The organism is Flavobacterium glaciei, from assembly GCF_003350545.1.
GTDB lineage: Bacteria > Bacteroidota > Bacteroidia > Flavobacteriales > Flavobacteriaceae > Flavobacterium > Flavobacterium glaciei.
In genome coordinates, this window is the sequence record NZ_QQBA01000019.1 from 24,076 (window position 1) to 42,704 (window position 18,629).

The 18,629-nt window shown below is 32.4% G+C and carries 12 protein-coding genes, 2 tRNA genes and 1 rRNA gene; 2 read left to right on the plus strand and 13 right to left on the minus strand.

Annotation, left to right across the window (positions count from 1 at the left end; genetic code table 11):
- Positions 1 to 23: 23 nt before the first annotated feature.
- The 9 genes from cmk to DFR66_RS12945 form a co-directional block, all read right to left on the minus strand.
- Positions 24 to 716 carry a (d)CMP kinase gene (gene cmk, locus DFR66_RS12905; protein WP_114755250.1) on the minus strand — a complete coding sequence of 231 codons (693 nt, stop codon included), beginning with the start codon at positions 714 to 716 and terminating at the stop codon, positions 24 to 26.
- A gap of 60 nt (positions 717 to 776) precedes the next feature.
- Positions 777 to 1,799, minus strand: a complete 1,023-nt coding sequence (gene porQ / locus DFR66_RS12910) for a type IX secretion system protein PorQ (protein WP_114755251.1) — start codon at positions 1,797 to 1,799, stop codon at positions 777 to 779.
- Positions 1,800 to 1,963: 164 nt separating this feature from the next.
- Positions 1,964 to 4,417 carry an endopeptidase La gene (lon, locus tag DFR66_RS12915; protein ID WP_114755252.1) on the minus strand — a complete coding sequence of 818 codons (2,454 nt, stop codon included), beginning with the start codon at positions 4,415 to 4,417 and terminating at the stop codon, positions 1,964 to 1,966.
- A gap of 433 nt (positions 4,418 to 4,850) precedes the next feature.
- Complete coding sequence (locus DFR66_RS12920; protein WP_114755253.1) at positions 4,851 to 6,179, minus strand: MFS transporter; 1,329 nt, start codon at positions 6,177 to 6,179, stop codon at positions 4,851 to 4,853.
- Between the two features lie 173 nt (positions 6,180 to 6,352).
- Complete coding sequence (locus tag DFR66_RS12925) at positions 6,353 to 7,168, minus strand: M48 family metallopeptidase (RefSeq protein WP_114755254.1); 816 nt, start codon at positions 7,166 to 7,168, stop codon at positions 6,353 to 6,355.
- A gap of 89 nt (positions 7,169 to 7,257) precedes the next feature.
- Positions 7,258 to 9,657 carry a glycoside hydrolase family 31 protein gene (locus tag DFR66_RS12930; RefSeq protein WP_114755262.1) on the minus strand — a complete coding sequence of 800 codons (2,400 nt, stop codon included), beginning with the start codon at positions 9,655 to 9,657 and terminating at the stop codon, positions 7,258 to 7,260.
- Between the two features lie 184 nt (positions 9,658 to 9,841).
- Positions 9,842 to 11,749: a 1,4-alpha-glucan branching protein GlgB gene (glgB, locus tag DFR66_RS12935; RefSeq protein ID WP_114755255.1), complete on the minus strand. Its 1,908-nt coding sequence runs from the start codon at positions 11,747 to 11,749 to the stop codon at positions 9,842 to 9,844.
- A gap of 69 nt (positions 11,750 to 11,818) precedes the next feature.
- Complete coding sequence (locus tag DFR66_RS12940) at positions 11,819 to 13,099, minus strand: glucose-1-phosphate adenylyltransferase (RefSeq protein ID WP_114755256.1); 1,281 nt, start codon at positions 13,097 to 13,099, stop codon at positions 11,819 to 11,821.
- On the minus strand, positions 13,096 to 14,517 hold the full coding sequence (locus tag DFR66_RS12945; RefSeq protein ID WP_114755257.1) for a glycogen synthase: 1,422 nt from the start codon (positions 14,515 to 14,517) through the stop codon (positions 13,096 to 13,098). The genes DFR66_RS12940 and DFR66_RS12945 overlap by 4 nt, the downstream gene beginning before the upstream one ends.
- A gap of 157 nt (positions 14,518 to 14,674) precedes the next feature.
- Here DFR66_RS12945 and DFR66_RS12950 point away from each other — a divergent pair, with 157 nt between their 5' ends.
- Both DFR66_RS12950 and msrB read left to right on the plus strand, forming a co-directional pair.
- The gene (locus tag DFR66_RS12950; RefSeq protein ID WP_114755258.1) at positions 14,675 to 15,541 is read left to right on the plus strand and encodes an alpha/beta fold hydrolase; all 867 of its coding nucleotides are present in this window, start codon (positions 14,675 to 14,677) and stop codon (positions 15,539 to 15,541) included.
- Between the two features lie 39 nt (positions 15,542 to 15,580).
- The gene (gene msrB / locus DFR66_RS12955; protein ID WP_114755259.1) at positions 15,581 to 15,970 is read left to right on the plus strand and encodes a peptide-methionine (R)-S-oxide reductase MsrB; all 390 of its coding nucleotides are present in this window, start codon (positions 15,581 to 15,583) and stop codon (positions 15,968 to 15,970) included.
- A 181-nt stretch (positions 15,971 to 16,151) separates the two neighbouring features.
- Here msrB and DFR66_RS12960 read toward each other — a convergent pair whose 3' ends face one another.
- The 4 genes from DFR66_RS12960 to rrf form a co-directional block, all read right to left on the minus strand.
- A complete protein-coding gene (locus tag DFR66_RS12960; RefSeq protein ID WP_114755260.1) occupies positions 16,152 to 17,777 on the minus strand; it encodes an amidase in 1,626 nt (541 codons plus the stop codon).
- 530 nt (positions 17,778 to 18,307) lie between these two features.
- A tRNA-Leu gene (locus DFR66_RS12965) sits at positions 18,308 to 18,393 on the minus strand.
- 9 nt (positions 18,394 to 18,402) lie between these two features.
- Positions 18,403 to 18,475, minus strand: a tRNA-Phe gene (locus DFR66_RS12970).
- A gap of 65 nt (positions 18,476 to 18,540) precedes the next feature.
- Positions 18,541 to 18,629 (minus strand): 5S ribosomal RNA (rrf, locus tag DFR66_RS12975); the annotation flags it as partial.

Below are 18,629 nucleotides of genomic sequence, written 5' to 3' on the forward strand. Positions count from 1 at the left end.
TTAAAAATGAGATCTGCCAATAATTATATCGTTTTAGTAATTTCATTTACTAATTGCAACACAACATCAAATTGTTCCTCACGATTTAAATGAGAGTTGTCAATTTCTATAGCATCTTCCGCCATCACCAAGGGTGAATCCTTACGATGGGTGTCAATATAATCTCGTTCTTCTACATTTGCCAAAACTTCATCAAATGTTACCGCATCTCCTTTTTTTACCAATTCATCGTATCGCCTTTGAGCTCTTGTTGATGCGCTGGCAGTCATAAAAATTTTAAGCTCAGCATCGGGAAAAACTACAGTGCCAATATCTCTTCCGTCCATTACTATCGCTTTGTCTTTTCCCATTTCTTTTTGCTGTTCTACTAGTTTGGTACGAACCTCAGAAACTTCAGCTACTTTACTCACAAAACTGGATACTTCAATCGTTCTGATTTCGGTTTCCACATTGACATCATTTAAATACATTTCTGCAAAACCCAAATCAGGATTAAACTTGAATTGCAATTTTATATTTGGCAAACTATTAATTAATGTTTGTGTATCAAAAGATTCTGCATTTATGTAACCGTTTTGCATAGCTAATAAAGCTACAGCTCGATACATCGCCCCAGTATCTACATAAACATATTCTAAATGATTAGCAAGTTGTTTGGCTAACGTACTTTTTCCTGTGGATGAAAATCCGTCAATTGCAATTGTAATTTTTTTCAAAATATTGTATTTAAATTTTAATAAATAATCTAACTATATAACCCAAAATTCAAAATGAAATCATTCTTGAAAGTTAATAGTTAATCCAAAAAGGCTTGTGTTTCCTGCCAATGTGTATCTAGAATAGGAATAATTAAATTTCAGTTTATTTAACTTAAGCCCAAAACCCAATGAAACTCCAGAAAAGTTACGTTGTTCTTGAAGGCGTAATTCTTCAGCTCTTCGAAAATTATATCCCAAACGCAAATTAAATGCTTTTTTAGGAAAAAGCTCTACTCCTACAATTACATGTCGTAATGCATTATTGACAAATGAAACTTTTTCTTCAGAATCTGTTCCATCAAAAGACGATTCAGCTCTGACAGGATTTGAAAAAGCTATATTCCATTGTTGTAAATTTTCTATTGTAAGATGCCAGCGAATTGGCACGTTTTCTAATTCTTGTGAAACACCAATAATTATTTCGAGTGGCAGTTTTTCCTTTATACCATTGTAAGTTGAAAATTGAGTTCCAATGTTTCTGACCGCCAATCCCCAATTTACGTCGTTTCTTTCATCAATATACAAAGCTCCAATATCAAGAGCCCCTCCAAAAGAATGATACGTTTCTAAACTAGAAGAAATTAGTTTTGCACTAGCTCCAAGATGAATATCAGTGAAAGGAATGTTGTAAGCATACCCAAAAGAAAGGGCTATTTCACTTCCTGTAAATTCAGTTGTTAGCTGACCATTTTCATCGTAGCCTTCAAAGTTACCGTAATTAACATAGTTTACACCAGCTTGAATAGTTTGTAAATGTCTGTCATAAGTATAAGCATACGATGCTGTTCCGTATGATACTTCTTTGAAATAACTTCCATAATTCAAAGCTAAATGATTGTCCATCTCAGCATTTATGGTTGCTGGATTAAAATGAACCTGATTGACATCATTATCATATATCGTAATTACTTTTCCTCCCAAGGCTGCTTGTCTTGGTGAAGTGACCAAATTCAAAAACTGATAGGTATACTTACCTCCTATCTGACTGTATGAAACAGCGCAAATAATAAGGAAAAAGTATAATAGAAGTTTTTTTAACATGCTATAAATTGCAGTTGGTCTAAGGTAAAACGCAACTGCGAAGATAAAATTATAAATACAATAAATTGTAACTTTAAAACTCGTAATTACAAATAAAAAATCCAAATTCTAAGTCTTGAAAATCAAGTTTTAGAATTCGGATTTTTAATATTTAAAAAGTTTTTTTATGACAAAACTTTTGCATTTTTAACTTTCTGATCTGTTAAAGCAAATTTTAAGACTTCGCTCATTTCTTTAACATAATGAAAAGAAAGTCCTTCCAAATATTCTGGTTTTATTTCATCAATATCACTCTTGTTTTCATGACATAGAATTATTTCTTTGATATTGGCTCTTTTTGCCGCCAAGATTTTTTCTTTAATACCACCAACTGGTAATACTTTACCACGTAAGGTGATTTCTCCTGTCATGGCTAAGTTTTTCTTTACTCGTCTTTGTGTAAATAATGAAACTAATGACGTCAACATTGCAATACCAGCACTTGGGCCATCTTTTGGGGTAGCCCCTTCAGGAACGTGCAAGTGAATATTATATTTAGAAAGAATCTCGGAATCCAATCCTAAAAGTTTTGCATTGGCTTTGATGTATTCTAAAGCAATTGTTGCGGATTCTTTCATTACCGTACCTAAATTACCAGTAATTGTCATCGTTCCTTTTCCAGGAGAAAGCAACGATTCTATGAACAGAATGTCACCACCAACAGAAGTCCATGCCAAACCAGTTACTACACCGGCAACATCATTGTTTTCGTATTTATCTCTTTCTAATCTTGGAACACCAAGTGTTTTTATGATGTCTTCATCGGTTACTTTTTTGTTATACTCTTCTTCCATTGCCACAGATTTTGCTGCGTTTCGGATTACTTGAGCAATTTTAGCTTCTAAACCACGAACTCCAGATTCACGGGTATATCCCTCAACAATTTTTTCTAATTGTTTTTTTCCAATGGTTAAATCTTTGGTCGTCAAACCGTGTTCTTTTAATTGTCTTGGGAACAAATGCTGGCGCGCAATTTCTACTTTTTCTTCTATAGTATAACCAGACATTTTGATGATTTCCATTCTGTCTCGCAACGCCGGTTGAATTGCAGCCATATTATTAGAAGTCGCAATAAACATCACTTTAGACAAATCATATCCCATTTCAAGGAAATTATCATAAAAAGAATTGTTTTGTTCCGGATCTAAAACCTCTAATAATGCAGAAGATGGATCACCCTGATTACTGTTTGACAGTTTGTCAATTTCATCCAAAACAAAAACTGGATTTGAAGTTCCCGCTTTTTTCAAACTTTGAATAATTCTTCCTGGCATCGCGCCAATATAGGTTTTTCTATGTCCACGAATTTCCGCTTCATCACGCAATCCACCTAATGAAATTCTAACATATTTTCTACCCAAGGCTTCTGCAATGGAGCGTCCAATAGAAGTCTTACCAACTCCCGGAGGTCCTGTTAAACATATAATTGGGGACTTCATATCATTTCGCAATTTTAAAACTGCCAAATGTTCTATCATTCTTTTCTTGACATCTTCAAGACCAAAATGATCTCTGTCCAATATTTTTTGAGCTCTTTTTAAATCAAAAATATCTTTGGAATATTCGTTCCAAGGCAATTCTAAAAACAACTCTAAATAATTTCGTTGAATTCCAAAATCTGGCGCTTGAGGATTCATACGACGCATTTTAGACAATTCTTTATCAAAATGTTTTTTAGTCTTCTCGTCCCAACTTTTGGTTAATGATTTTTGCATCATCTCGTCCATTTCTTCCTCTTGAGAAACGCCACCCAATTCTTCTTGAATGGTTTTCATTTGTTGGTGCAAGAAATATTCACGTTGTTGTTGGTCTAAATCGAAACGAACTTTTGATTGAATATCATTTTTCAATTCGAGTTTTTGCAACTCAATATTCATGTAACGAAGTGTTTCTAAAGCCCTTCCTTTCAATTCATTAATCGCCAGTAAATCTTGTTTTTCTTTAACAGAAAGATTCATGTTAGAGGTAACAAAATTGATCAGAAATGATTGGCTTTCAATATTTTTGATTGCAAAAGTCGCCTCACTTGGAATGTTTGGACTTTCTTTGATAATTTGAATTGCTAATTCTTTAATAGAATCTAGAATTGCAACAAATTCAGTATCATTTTTCTTTGGTCTTTTTTCAGGAACTTCCTTTATTTTTGCAGTTATATATGGAGACTCTTCAATAACAGCATCAATTTCGAAACGTTTTTTTCCTTGAAGAATTACAGTTACATTCCCGTCAGGCATTTTTAACACACGCAAAATACGCGCAACAGTACCTATTTTATGAATATCGTCCTTTGTTGGATCTTCATCCTCCTCATTGATTTGTGCTACCACACCTATCGTTTTACCAGCGGCATTAGCGTCATTAATCAATTTAATTGATTTATCACGTCCAGCGGTAATAGGTATTACAACTCCAGGAAATAAAACCATATTTCGTAATGGTAAAATAGCTAATAATTCCGGTAATGCCTCATTATTCATTTCCTCCTCGTCCTCTGGAGTCAAAAGTGGAATTAAATCTGCTTCTGAATCAAATTCCTGAAGTGACAGATTGTCAATAGTAAGTATTTTATGATTTGACATATATTATTTAAGTCTTTTTGTCATTAAAAAATTCATTCTTTAAGCAAATATAAGGTTTCAAAATAGTCTTTTTAGATAAAAACAATGTTTAATCTTTAATATTTGCATAACGGTAAAAGTGTCAATCTTTGTGCCAAAACAAAGTCTATTAGTCCATTTTTTTATTGCAAAGTGATATTTTATTTACACAAAACAAGTTTAAATTAAACCTTTCAGAGCTCAACAATTCTGATATAATAACTAAACAAAATAATTATAACAATATCTAAATCAGCAGACAACACTATTTATAGCTGTGAATGCATTCATGCCAAATTATTAAGTTCTGTAGATATTGAATATAAAGGAAATTAAAAAAAAGATAATAATTTGACTAGCATAGGAAACATTTCAAAGTGGAAACGTTAAGTTTATCGTATTAAACTAAGGTGTTTTATGAATTCAAGACACCTTTTTTTGGCACTCTTCTTAATAAAATAACAGCCACAACAAAAAATACACCCAGAAATACAATCGCAAGTCTCGGGCTACCGGTAATTTGGTCAATTATTCCATAAACTAACATACCTATAACTATTCCTATTTTTTCAGCTACATCATAAAAACTAAAAAAAGAAGCCGTGTCCTGCGTTTCTGGTAATAATTTAGAATAAGTAGAACGCGATAAAGCCTGAATTCCTCCCATCACAAGGCCAACAAAACTAGCCATAATATAAAATTGTATGGGTTGTGTAATAATATAAGCACCTGCACATAGCAATACCCAGAAACAATTAATACCAATCAATGTAGGAATGTTACCAAATTTAGCTGAAGCTTTTGAAGTTAAAAAAGCACCCAACACTGCTACTAATTGTATCAGTAAAATACATATTATCAATCCTATGGTTCCCTCCTCTTTTGAAGACCAATCAATTTCTTGTGCTCCAAAGTAAGTAGCAACAAGCATTACCGTTTGTACGGCCATACTTGAAACAAAGAAACTTCCTAAGTATCGTTTTAATGCAATGTTCTCATTTAATAAAAACCATACTTTTCTTAACTCTTTAAAACCATTAAAGACAACATGGTGTGTTACTTTACGGTCAGCATTTTTATTGCCTTTTGGCAAAAAATAATAGGTGTACTGACTGAATAAAATCCACCAGACACCCACCATAACAAATGAATATCGCATAGCTTTCATCGCTGCTTCTCCGTCAGTTCCTGTGATTCCAAAAAGTTTTGGTTTCATAATCATCGCTAAATTGATAATCAATAAAATTACACTTCCAATATATCCTAAAGAATATCCTTTGGCACTGATCTTATCTTGTTGCTCTTCAAAAGCTATGTCTGGCAAATAGGAATTATAAAAAACCAAACTCCCCCAATACCCAATCAATCCAAAAAAGTAAAATGCCAAACCAATATATATATTTTCAAGGTTGAACCAATACAATCCCATGCACGACAATGCTCCCAAATAGCAAAAGAACTTCATGAATGATTTTTTATCGCCAACATAATCAGCTATACCCGATAATAATGGAGAAATAAAAGCAACCAATAAAAATGCAAAAGCAGTTATGAAACTGATTAAAGCGGAATTTTTAAGATGTAAACCAAAAACATCAATATAATGATCTCGTTCAGAAAATAAAGCTTCGTAAAAAATTGGAAAAACCGCAGATGCTATGGTAAGGGTATAAACTGAATTTGCCCAATCATAAAAAGCCCAAGCATTTAATAATTTCTTACTACCTTTTTGTAAATCTGCCATAATTAATTTTTATGATGCGAATTTATTTATTTTTCCGAAAGAACAGTGAAAAAAGTCATTAAATTATGCGTTATCAAATTATAAATAAAAATTAATATTAAGAAATATCTATAAGTTATAACAAAAAAAGCTATCCCTTTTGAGGATAGCTTAAACTATTTTTCAGATAAAATTTATTTGTAAATAACTCCAACTTTGGCTGCTAAAGCTTTAGCTTCTGGAATTAATGCTTGTAAGTTTGCAATTCTTGTGGCGTCAGATGGGTGTGTACTCATAAATTCTGGTGGTGCTTGTCCAGCTGATTGTGCAGACATTCTTTGCCAGAATGTAATTGATTGATCCGGATTATATCCTGCAATTGCCATTAAAGTAAGACCAATTTTATCTGCTTCCGTTTCGTGATTTCTACTAAAAGGAAGCATTACACCAAACTGAGATCCTAAACCATACGCTTGACCCCATATTTGTTGAGTTTGTTCACTTTTACCCCCAGTGGCAACTGCTACTCCTACAGCTCCTAATTGTTGCAATTGTGCAGCACTCATACGTTGTGCTCCATGGTTTGCCAATGCATGAGTAACTTCATGTGCCATTACAGTAGCTAAACCTCCATCATCTTTCGTGATTGGCAAGATTCCAGAATAAATAACAATTTTTCCTCCAGGCATACACCAAGCGTTTACTTCTTTACTTTCTATTAATTTATATTCCCAACGGTAATCTTGTAAATATTGTGATTGCCCTAAATAAATTAAATATTTTTCGGCAGCAGCCTTAATACGCAAACCAACTGTTTCTACTTTTTTAGCATCAGCAGTCCCAGTAATTACCTTATTTTCTTTTAAGAAGGTACCATATTGTTGAAAAGAAGTTGGAAACAACTCACTGTTTGAAACAAAATTTAAACTTTTTTTACCTGTTAATGGATTCGTTGCACAAGAATAAACTAATCCTACTGCAAAAATCCCTGCTATTAAATGCTTTTTCATAATTTTTATATTTTAAATGTCAAACAAAAATACAATTATAATAATAATTTAAATTTACATAATTAAATATAAATGTATCAACTTTTTTGTTATTCTCCTGTAATATGAAAGGCCGTAAACCCTTTATCAATAATTATATAATTTTCAATATCTAAGGTATTTTTATCAAACGAAACTTCTACATTATCTATTTCGATCATTTTGACTTTAAATGGTAGACCAATTAAATTTATTCTATATTTAGTATAATTTGTATCGTATTTTCCTTCTTTATGCAATTGTATAATCAGTTCTTTTTCTTTGCCTGTGGCTTGAAATGATAGAAAGCTGTATCGCCCTTTTTTGTAATCATAACCATCTTGAGCATCCTCATACACTACTGATTTTTCTTTTCCGTCTTTGTAGTAAACATCTAATATTAATTCATCAAATTCTAATTCTCCAACGTATTGTTGAACAGGATATTTAGGGATAATGGCACCTGCTTTTACGAAAATTGGAATCTGATCAAATTTAGTGTCAACCCATATTTCTTTTCCTCCTTTTATTTCTTCATTGGTCCAATAATTATACCATTGTCCACGAGGAATATACATTCTTCTGCCCACAGCATTTGGTTCTAAAATTGGACAAACTAATATTTGGTTTCCAAAAACAAATTCATCATTTCTGTAATGTGTTTGAATATCATCTTGATCATAATACACTAATGGTTTCAGCATAGGAATTCCTTCCTCAATATATTGCCAAAACATAGTGTATAAATACGGTAATAATTGATATCTCAAATTGACAAATTTTCTAGTGATATCAATAACTTCTTCATCAAAAGCCCATGGTTCCTGATCGCCATGATCTCCAGAAGAGTGTGTTCTGCAAAAAGGATGAAAAACACCCAGTTGAATCCAACGAGCGTATAATTCTCCCGAAGGTTGCTCAGCAAATCCACCAATATCTGAACCTGTAAATCCCATCCCGGAAATTGACATTCGTTGTACTTGAATATTGGCAATCCATAAATGTTCCCAAGTAGCCACATTATCTCCTGTCCAAGAGGACGTGTAGCGTTGCGCTCCCGCGTATGCTGATCTTGTGATTACAAAAGGTCTTTTTGGATACGCAAATCGTTTCACACCATGATAGGTTGCTCTAGCCATTTGGGTACCGTAAATGTTGTGTGCTTTTCTATGACTGCAAGGATTTCCATCATAATCATGGCGTACATCCATGGGAAATGTTTTATTTGGAACCTCCATTACTGCGGGTTCATTCATGTCATTCCACACTCCTTTTACTCCAATATCTGAAATAAGTTCTTTAAATAATCCTGCCCACCATTCTCGTACTGCAGGGTTTGTATAATCCGGAAAATTACATTCTCCTGGCCATACTTTTCCTTTCATATAGGGTCCATCTGCTCGTTTGCAGAAATAATCGTTCTCTAAAGCTTCTTTGTAAACTGAATATTCTTTGTCAATTTTTATTCCTGGATCAATAATCACCACTGTTTTAAAACCATCTTCGGCTAATTCAGCGACCATTCTTTTGGGGTCAGGAAAATGTTCTTTATTCCAAGTGAAACATCGAAAACCTTCCATGTAATCAATGTCTAAATACAATGCATCGCATGGAATTTTCAATTCTCTGAATTTAGATGCTATTTCTTTTAAATTACTTTCAGGATAATAACTCCATTTACATTGGTGGTACCCCAGTGCCCATAGTGGCGGTAATTCTGGTTTTCCAGTCAAATCAGAGTAAGTGGTAACCACATCTTGCATTTTTGGTCCGTAAATGAAATAATAATTCATCTCGCCACCTTCAGCCCAAAAACTAGTTACATTTCTTCTTTCGTGACAAAAATCAAAATAAGTTCTAAATGTATTATCAAAGAAAATACCGTAGGATTGCTTGTTTTGTAATCCAATATAAAACGGAACTACTTTATATAAAGGTTCTTGGTCTTTTTGAAAAGCATATTGATCTGTTGCAAAATTTTCCAGTCTTTTTCCTTTCAAATTCATTTGGGTTGCTTTATCACCAAGTCCATAAAAGCACTCCCCATCTTTTGAAGATTTACTCATTTTTACGATATTTCCACCGTATTCATAGCTTTCTTCCCAATGAAAACCTAGTTCATCCTCTAAAATTATATTGTCTTCCAAATCATAAATAGACAATCTCATATCTATTTTTTGAATTCTGCATTTTACTTTACTAGTTATTATCTGATAATAGTTTTCTAACTCTGAAACCTTCAGAAAATTATAACCATGTAAATGACTTTTATCTATAGCATAAGAAAAATCTTTACTAAAATAACCTTTAGTGGTAAATCTAAATCGGATTAAACTATCTCTTAAGACAGTTACTTTTAATATGACACTATTATCGGTATGAAAATATATTGAGTCTACTTCATGCTCAAAAGAAACTATTTTTGTGGGATATAGATCTCCTTTATATTCTAATTCAGTATTTGTAATCATTTTATATGGTATTAATTTTAATCTTTTTCTCAATCATACTTACAAAAATACTTTGTAAACACTTAAATATGTACAGTTTATTCTAAAAAAAATTATCGTTTATTAATATTCAACAAACATCACTATAAAATAATGGTTTCCATATAATATGAAAACCATTTGATATATTAACAAAAAAATGTGCTTATGAAATTTTAAAAACTGTAACACTTAGTGGAGGCAAAAGTAATTCAGCAGAATAATCTCTACCATCATAAGGTATAGCCTCAATTACTGTTTTTTTAGTGTTAGTTACTCCACTTCCACCATAAATTAAACCATCACTATTAAAAATTTCTACCAATTTCCATTTTTTAGGTAAACCAATTCGATAATTAGGTCGTACCATTTGAGTAAAATTACAAACTACAATCACATCGTTTTTTGGGTCAATTCCTTTTCGAATAAAAGACATCACAGCATTTTGATGATCAGAATAATTAATCCATTCAAAACCTTCAGGACTGAATTGTTTTTCGTGCAAAGCAGGTTGAGTCTTATATAATTTATTCAAGTCTGTAATCAATTTTTTAACACCTTCATGATACGGATACTGCAACAAATGCCAATCTAGACTTCCTTCAAAATTCCATTCACTGCTTTGTCCAAATTCGCTCCCCATAAACAACAATTTACTTCCGGGATGCATAAACATATAGCCGTATAACAATCTTAAATTCGCAAATTTCTGCCATTCATCTCCTGGCATCCTTCCAGCAATTGATTTTTTTCCATACACTACTTCGTCATGCGAAAGAGGTAACATGAAATTTTCTGAAAAAGTGTAGGTCATCGAAAAAGTTAAATCATTTTGATGATACTTTCTATACACGGTATCTTTTTGAAAATATTCTAAAGTATCATGCATCCAGCCCATCATCCATTTCATACCAAAACCTAAACCTCCTATGGATGTTGGTCTCGAAACCATAGGAAACGAAGTACTTTCCTCTGCTATAGTTTGAACTCCTTCATAGTTTAAATAAACGGCTTCGTTAAATTCCTTCAAGAAACTAATTGTATCCAAATTTTCTCGACCACCGTAAATATTTGGTTCCCATTCTCCATCATTTCTGGAATAATCTAAATATAACATCGAAGCAACAGCATCTACGCGCAACGCATCGGCGTGATAATAATGTAGCCAAAAAAGAGCGTTACTTATCAAAAAGGAACGAACTTCATTTCGTCCATAATTAAAAACTAAACTTTTCCAATCCGGATGGTATCCTTTTCTGCGATCAGGATGTTCAAATAGATTAGATCCATCAAAAAAGCCTAAACCATGGGCGTCATCAGGAAAATGAGAAGGAACCCAATCCAGAATTACTCCAATTCCAGCTTCGTGCAATTTATCTACTAAGTGCATGAATTCTTGCGGATTCCCAAAACGAGAAGTTGGTGCAAAATACCCAACTAATTGATATCCCCAAGAAGGATCGTAAGGATATTCCATGATAGGCATAAATTCTACGTGAGTAAAACCTGTTTCTTTAACATAATTTACTAAATCTTCCGCAAATTCTAGATAAGTTAAAAAACGATTTTCTTCTGTATGGCGTTTCCAAGAGCCCAGATGTACTTCATAAACAGAATAAGGTTTGTCTAAACCATTATGGTTTTGACGTGTTTTCATCCAGTTATTGTCTTTCCATTTATATTCTAAATCCCATACTACGGATGCTGTATGTGGTGGTTTCTCACAATAAAAAGCAAACGGATCGGCTTTCTCAGTAATGATTCCACCATTATTGGATTGTATTTTATACTTGTAGGTGGTTCCTTTTTTTATATTTGGAATAAATCCTTCCCAAATACCAGATGAATCCCAACGAACTTGCAAGAGATGATCTCCCTGTGTCCAAAAATTAAAATCTCCAACCACCGATACGGAATGAGCAGTAGGAGCCCAAACCGCAAAATAAACACCTTCTACTCCGTCAACCTCTATAAGATGCGCACCCAGTTTTTCATATAGTCGGAAATGTTTCCCTGATTTGAATAAATCGATATCAAAATCTGTAAAGAGGGAATGCGAGATAACTTTATTCATATAACATTTGTGTAATTCTATTTTCATAAAAAAAATAGAATATTATTTTAAGAAAAACAGTTTGTAAATTTATTTTATGCTGTAATTATCTGGTATAAATGCTCCTTTTTTTATAACAACAATCCCGTCTTTAATAGCATATAATTCATTTGAAAAATCTTCTAAATGACTGCCTCCACTTATGTAAACATCATTACCTATTCTGCAATTTTTATCAACAAGAGCATTACTAATAAAGCATCTTTCTCCAATACCTACTAATTGTCTACCGGTTTTAAGATCATCATTCATATCATCAATATTCTGATAATAATCGTTCCCCATTATATAACAATTCTGAATTATTGTTCCCTCTCCTATTCTAGATCGAATACCAATTACAGAACGATTTATTTCTTTGGCATTTAAAATACAACCTTCAGAAATCAATGACTTGTCAACCATGGTTTTTTGGAATTTCGATGGTGGTAACAATCTTGGTCTAGTAAATATTTTATTCTCGTTATCAAATAAATTAAATTTTGGCAAGTCATCGGTTAACCCGATATTAGCTTCAAAAAATGAATCAATATTACCAATATCTGTCCAATATCCTTCATATTGGTAACTCAATATCTTTTTGTGACCTACCGCTTGAGGAATAATTTCTTTACCAAAATCTTTGGTATCTTTATTTGACATGATGTCTACCAACAGTTTTTTGTTGAAGATATAAATTCCCATTGAAGCTAAATAATTCTTTCCTTCACTCTTCATTTGCTCACTCACATCCGATTCCCAATCTGGCAATAATTCTTTTGCAGGTTTTTCGATAAAAGATTCAACACAACTTTCAGAGTTCGTTTTTAATATTCCAAATTCAGGAGCATCTTTAGCATTTACGGGTAAAGTAGCAATTGTAATATCGGCTTCTCGCTTGATATGCTCTTCAACCATATCATTGAAATCCATTTGATACAATTGATCTCCAGAAAGAATTAGTGCATAATCAAAATCATGATTCAGGAAATGAGGCATACACTGTCTTACAGCATCAGCAGTACCTTGAAACCAAGTTGGATTGTCTGGAGTTTGCTCAGCTGCAAGTATATCAACAAAAGCATGACTAAAAATACTAAAATTGTAAGTGTTTTTTATATGGGCATTTAAAGAAGCAGAGTTAAATTGAGTCAAAACAAACATTCTATAAATATCTGAATTCATACAATTTGAAATTGGAATATCAACCAATCTATATTTTCCTCCAATTGGTACTGCAGGTTTAGACCTTGTTTCTGTTAACGGATATAATCTAGATCCTTGTCCTCCTCCTAAAATAATTGCAATAACATTTTTCTTTTTAGCTTTCATTTTTTGTTAATTATTAAATTGTACATTTCTATATATTCCAGGCAAACCCTTTCCCAAGAATGATCAGTACTCATTCCTTTTTTTATAATTTTATTAAATTCTTTTTTATTGTTGTATAAGTTTATAGCCCTTTGAATCGAATAACAAACATCACCTACTGTAGCTTGGTCATGGCAAATTCCATTTCCATCATCACCAAAATCAATGACAGTATCCTTCAATCCTCCGGTCCTGCGCACTATAGGAATTGTTCCGTAGCGCAACGAATACATTTGATTTAAACCACAAGGTTCAACTCTGGAAGGCATTAACAAAAAATCAGAACCTGCATAAATCAAGTGTGCTAATTCCTCATTATAACCAATAAACGTATTATAATTGCCTTTATAATCGGATAACAAGCCGTTAAGTTGATTTTCAATAGCTGTATTTCCTGACCCTAATATTAAAATATTGATTTGCTGATAATTTTCAGATAGCGCTACCGCTGCAGCATGCGGTAATAAATCGCCTCCTTTTTCTTCTAATAGCCTACCTATGAAACTAAAAAGTGGTTTTGTAGGGTCTAGATTAAAAAGGTTACATAATTTTTCTTTATTTTCTAATTTTCCTTCTTCAAAATTTTTCAAAGAATAGTTTTTCTCTAACATCGCATCTTTATCAGGATCCCAAACTTCGATATCTATTCCGTTTAAAATTCCTCTGGATTTGTATCGAACTAAATTAAACAACGATTCTAATCCATTAGCTGAATAATTAATTTCATTTAGATAATTTGGAGAAACTGTTGTAACAGCCCAAGCACATTTTATGGCTACTGCCAATGAATTAATACAATTATCCCATTCTAAAACTTTAACATGAACCAAATCAAATTCTGGTAGATAAAATAATTTATCAAAACCAAATTGGCCTTGATACAAACCATTATGTATTGTAATCATAGAAGGAGTATTGCGTAACTTTCCATATTTGTAGCAATACAACATCATAAAAGGAATTAAACCAGTGTGATGATCATGACAATTGATTACATCAGGAACTTCATTCCTTCCTATAATCCAATCTAAAGTTGCAATCTGAAAAGACAAAAAGCGTTCAATATCATCTTGATATCCATAAACATCTTTTCTATCGAATAATTCCTGTATTTCGACCAAATACAATTCAAATCCTAACTTGTCTGTTTTTTCCTTGAGAATACTAAAAGGAAAATTAAAAAATCCCAATTTCACATGCCCCCAATGAACACATTCAAAATCATTTTCTTTTTTGAATTTTGTATCATAACATGGCATTACCACCCTTACTTGATGTCCTGCACTATTTTGATATTTAGGCAATGCACCCACAACATCCGCTAAACCTCCTACTTTAGCTATTGGGTAACACTCTGCACTGATGTGAAATATTTCCATTTATGAAATTTTGTAGTTTATAGTTAATTTGAATTCTATTAAATTTCTGCCTTTTATGTTAATACCAATAAAAACTTTATAAAAAACACTACTTTTATGTTTTTCTAAATTTACTAAAAAAATTATAATATAATATTGCGCTTGAAAATTTATTGAAATGACAAAAAAAACTTCTAAACATACACAATCATTGAAAATTCCTAAGTTTATTATATTAACCAGTAAATTAATCTCTTTTATTTCTCCAAAATTAATTACATTATTTACCGCTAAACTCTTTACAACTCCCATAAAACATAAAATTCCAAAAAGAGAATTAGAAATGGACCGAAATAGCGTTCAAAAATTAATCCAAGTACCATCTATTAATAAAGAAGTTGTTTTGTATCAATATGGAAAAAGTGAAAAGAAAATTTTACTAGTTCATGGTTGGTCAGGGCGCGGAACACAATTATTTAAAATAGCAGATGAACTATTAAAAGCAGGATATTCCACAATTAGTTTTGATGCTCCTGCGCATGGAAAATCACCCGGTAAAACGACAATAATGGTCGATTTCATCGCTACTACTTTAGAAATAGAGAAACAATTTGGACCTTTTGAAGCAGCAATTGGTCATTCATTGGGAGGAATGTCAGTTTTGAATGCGATAAAAAAAGGATTAAAAGTAAATCATGCCGTAGTTATTGGAAGTGGTGACATCGTAGAAGATATTATGGCTGATTTTGTAGCAAAACTAGAATTAAAACCAGAAGTAAGCTCTCTTCTACGATTACATTTCGAAAAAAAATATGGAGAAAAAATGAATAGTTATTCTGCTTTTTTGGCTGCAAAAGAAACAGACATACCAGTTTTAGTAATCCATGATAACAATGACCCTGAAGTTCCTGTTAAGGCTGGGATTCACATCCATAAATATTTAAAAAATGGGGAATTATTATTAACAGATGGTTTAGGACATCGCAAAATTCTGGGTAATACTAAAGTAATTGAAAGAACAATTCAATTCATCCAAAATAAATAATTAAAAAACAACATTACATAATTACTAAAAAATTGAATTATGAAATATCCTGTTAAAAAAACAGAACAAGAATGGAAAGAACAATTAGGCGAAGAACGCTATAGGATTCTTCGTCAAAAAGGAACTGAATATCCGCACACGGGAACATATAACTTGCATTTCGAAAAAGGAACCTATTGCTGTGGTGGCTGTGGAGAGCCTTTATTCGAAAGCAATTCCAAGTTTGATGCACATTGCGGTTGGCCGTCATTTGACGAATCGATTCCCGGCAAAGTTGAATATATTTCAGACTTAACGCATGGTATGAAACGGACCGAAATCCTTTGTGCAAATTGCGGTAGTCATTTAGGGCACGTATTTGATGACGGCCCCACTAAAACTGGTCAACGTTATTGCGTAAATTCTTTATCAGTAGACTTTAGAGAATAATATCATAGATTAAAACATAAACATAAACTAATTAAGGTAAAATTTAAGCTGTCTCTATCAAAAAATAAATAGATTCATAACCCAAATTTCCATTAAACTCATATTGTAACTAACATTTAAAATAAAAGGGTAAAAAGTGACTCACTTTTTACCCTTTAAAATATTCCTAAACTCAATAATTTTACTTTAAAAATGAAGTTTTGAATGCTGGTTTTAATCGTTTTTTTGAAGCTTGTTCAAATGCAAAACCCAATCCTATTAATTCTCCCTCGGTATACGGAGTTCCAAAAAAAGATAAACCAACAGGCAAATCATAAGCCATTCCATTAGGAACAGTTATATGAGGATATCCACTTGTTGCAGCTGGCGATGTCAAAGAATATCCTCCCCAGCGGTCTCCGTAAATCATATCAATACTACAAGCCGGTCCCATTGTTATACCACAAATAGCATCCAACTTTTTTTTCTCAAAAACAGCTTTCAGTATATCTTTACTTCCCTCGAAACTTACTTTTAGAGCTTCTAGATATTTTTTATCATTTAATCCTTTTTTTTCGTTTGAACTCTCTAGTGTTTCTTGTTTAAAATACGGCATTGTTTTATCTTCATTATTAATATTAAAATTAATAACCTCTGTTAAATTTTTTACTTTTGCATTAGCTGAAGCCAAGTAGGAATTCAATCCTTCTTTAAATTCATACTGTAAAACTTCAAATTCTGCTTGTCCTAAAGCTTCAAATTTTTCTATGTAATCAATTTCAACTATGATAGCACCCTGCTTTTTGAGTAAATCAATGGCATCTTCTAAAAGTGCATTTACATATTTATTGTCACCTTGTGGTTTTTTCTCAATACCAATCCGTTTGCCTTTCAAAGCATTTATATCTAAAAAGGTTGTATAATCTTTTTGAGTTTTACCTTTACTTTCAAGAGTTACAACATCATCTTGGTCAATAGCTGCCATAGCACCTAATAAGATAGCTGCATCGGTTACTGTTCTAGCCATTGGTCCTGCAGTATCTTGTGTTTTTGAAATTGGAATAATTCCTGAACGACTCACTAAACCAACTGTTGGTTTTATACCTACAATTCCGTTAACCGAAGCGGGACAAACTATGGAACCATCCGTTTCGGTACCCACAGCTACTACACATAGATTCGCTGACACGGCAGTTCCTGAACCCGCACTTGAGCCACATGGATTGTGATCTAAAATATATGGATTTTTAGTTTGTCCGCCTCTGCTGCTCCATCCAGAACAAGATTGTGTTGAACGAAAATTTGCCCATTCACTCAAATTGGTTTTACCAATGATAATAACACCAGCCTCTCGGAGTTTTTGGACTACAAAAGCATCTTTTGAAGCAATATTCCCTGCCATTGCTAAAGATCCAGCAGTAGTCTGCATCTTGTCAGCAGTGTCAATATTATCTTTTATCAAAACAGGAATTCCATGTAAAGGTCCTCTGCTTTTACCTGCCTTCAATTCTTTATCCATTGTAATAGCAATAGTAACTGCATCCGGATTAATTTCGATAACAGAATTCAATTGAGGTCCGTTTTTATCTATAGCTTCAATGCGTTTTAAATACAGTTGCACTAATTGCTCCGAAGTATATTTTCCAGAAGTTAATTTCTCTCTTAAACTGCTAATGGTTTCTTCATCCAGCTCAAAGGCTTCAATGAAATCTTCCACTGGTAGTGAATCTTCATTGTTTTTGGTACTTGATGTGCAACTTGTTACTAAAAGCGTGGTAAGCCCTGCTGAAGCAAGAGTTGCAGTGGTTAAAAAAGATCTTCTTTTCATAGATTAAATAATTTATTTTAATATCTATTATTAAACATTAAACTAATATACTTTATTTGCAGCAAATAAATCAAACCATCAATTATAACAATTGTTAAAGTTTAATAATCAAAATGAAATAATTTTAATAATCGAAAATTTTTCAAGCCGAAATTTTAATATTAATAGAGCAATAATATCTATTTTTTTTTGTATTCTAGAATATTTCAATTTTATTATTAAGAAAATCAGAAAGGATTGAAATGAGATTGATAAGTAAGAAATTAATCTATATAATTTTAAAAAATAAGTTAACCAAAAAAGAATATTTAACTAATCAAATAATTTAGATTGATTTTAATATTTTTTTTTCAAATTAAAAGTTGAAATAATATTTAAAAATAGTATAATTATCTAACAATCAATAATTTAAAATAAATATTATAAAATAATTATAATATAAAGTATCATCTTAAAAAAATGAAAATGATTTAGTTTTATACATAAAGAAAAACTCCAGCTAGCATGAGCTAACTGAAGTTTTTTTATAGTACTCAGAGCGGGACTTGAACCCGCACGAACATTGCTGTTCACTGGATTTTAAGTCCAGCGTGTCTACCAATTTCACCATCCAAGCATAAATTTGTGGTACCTCCAGGGATCGAACCAGGGACACATGGATTTTCAGTCCATTGCTCTACCATCTGAGCTAAGGTACCAGTATACTTTTTAAAATAAAAAGTATTAATAAAAAAAACCCGTTCATTGGAACGGGCTTTTCAAAGAAAGGCGACGACATACTCTCCCACATAACTGCAGTACCATCTGCGCAGGCGGGCTTAACTACTCTGTTCGGGATGGGAAGAGGTGAGC

Bases quoted from the DNA above. Each gene is read 5' to 3' on its own strand.
- porQ (WP_114755251.1), bottom strand. From the start codon at position 1,799: ATGTTAAAAAAACTTCTATTATACTTTTTCCTTATTATTTGCGCTGTT.
- lon (WP_114755252.1), bottom strand. From the start codon at position 4,417: ATGTCAAATCATAAAATACTTACTATTGACAATCTGTCACTTCAGGAA.
- DFR66_RS12920 (WP_114755253.1), bottom strand. From the start codon at position 6,179: ATGGCAGATTTACAAAAAGGTAGTAAGAAATTATTAAATGCTTGGGCT.
- DFR66_RS12925 (WP_114755254.1), bottom strand. From the start codon at position 7,168: ATGAAAAAGCATTTAATAGCAGGGATTTTTGCAGTAGGATTAGTTTAT.
- DFR66_RS12930 (WP_114755262.1), bottom strand. From the start codon at position 9,657: ATGATTACAAATACTGAATTAGAATATAAAGGAGATCTATATCCCACA.
- glgB (WP_114755255.1), bottom strand. From the start codon at position 11,749: ATGAATAAAGTTATCTCGCATTCCCTCTTTACAGATTTTGATATCGAT.
- DFR66_RS12940 (WP_114755256.1), bottom strand. From the start codon at position 13,099: ATGAAAGCTAAAAAGAAAAATGTTATTGCAATTATTTTAGGAGGAGGA.
- DFR66_RS12945 (WP_114755257.1), bottom strand. From the start codon at position 14,517: ATGGAAATATTTCACATCAGTGCAGAGTGTTACCCAATAGCTAAAGTA.
- DFR66_RS12950 (WP_114755258.1), top strand. From the start codon at position 14,675: ATGACAAAAAAAACTTCTAAACATACACAATCATTGAAAATTCCTAAG.
- msrB (WP_114755259.1), top strand. From the start codon at position 15,581: ATGAAATATCCTGTTAAAAAAACAGAACAAGAATGGAAAGAACAATTA.
- DFR66_RS12960 (WP_114755260.1), bottom strand. From the start codon at position 17,777: ATGAAAAGAAGATCTTTTTTAACCACTGCAACTCTTGCTTCAGCAGGG.